The organism is Mycobacterium sp. E2462 (assembly GCF_001672685.1).
Classification (GTDB): domain Bacteria; phylum Actinomycetota; class Actinomycetes; order Mycobacteriales; family Mycobacteriaceae; genus Mycobacterium.
In genome coordinates, this window is sequence record NZ_LZKC01000070.1 from 1 (window position 1) to 604 (window position 604).

1 protein-coding gene and 1 pseudogene are annotated in these 604 nt (G+C 77.8%); one reads left to right on the plus strand and one right to left on the minus strand.

Annotated elements, in window-relative coordinates; translation table 11 throughout:
- The first annotated feature begins 100 nt into the window (after positions 1-100).
- On the plus strand, positions 101-376 hold the full coding sequence (locus A5714_RS03570; RefSeq protein WP_068065142.1) for a DUF2530 domain-containing protein: 276 nt from the start codon (positions 101-103) through the stop codon (positions 374-376).
- Positions 377-386: 10 nt separating this feature from the next.
- On the opposite strand, the pseudogene A5714_RS26895 reads toward A5714_RS03570, so the two are convergent.
- A pseudogene (locus tag A5714_RS26895) lies at positions 387-604 on the minus strand (hypothetical protein); the annotation flags it as partial.

Genomic DNA, 604 nt, shown 5'->3' on the forward strand with positions numbered 1-604 from the left:
TGTGCCACGGCTGTGCGCCGCGGCGACAACCACCGAAACGCTTAGCAGCCGCACCGATCCCGCGCGGCGGCGGCGGGCGCGGCGGGCTATGTTGGTCGCGATGCCCGCAGATTCCGATCGCCCGCGCGAGGCGCCGCCCCTGCCCGCGGCGCTGCTCAACGTGTGGCCGTTCATCGGCCTCGGCGCGGTGGGCTGGCTGGTCGCCACGGCGGCCGCGTTCCTGGTGCCGAGCCTGCAGAGCTGGCGGCCGCTGACGCTGGCGGGGCTGGGTGTCGGGGTGCTCGGCACCAGCATCTTCCTGTGGCAACTCGCCGCGGCCCGCCGCGGCGCGCGCGGCGCGCAGGCCGGCCTGGAGAACTACCTCAGGCGCGAGTAGCCCGCGGGCGTCAGCCCTGGGGATCGGGCGGCTGAGACGCGTCCGGCGTCGGCTCGCCGTGGGGCTGCTCCGGCTCGGGCGCTGCGGGCATTTCCGGCGCGGCGGCCTCACCCGGCTCGGGCGCTGCGGGCATTTCCGGCGCGGCGGCCTCACCCGGCTCGGGCGCTGCGGGCGTTTCCTGCGCCGCCGGCTCGGCCGGCTCGGCCGGCTCGGGCGCTGCGGGCGTTT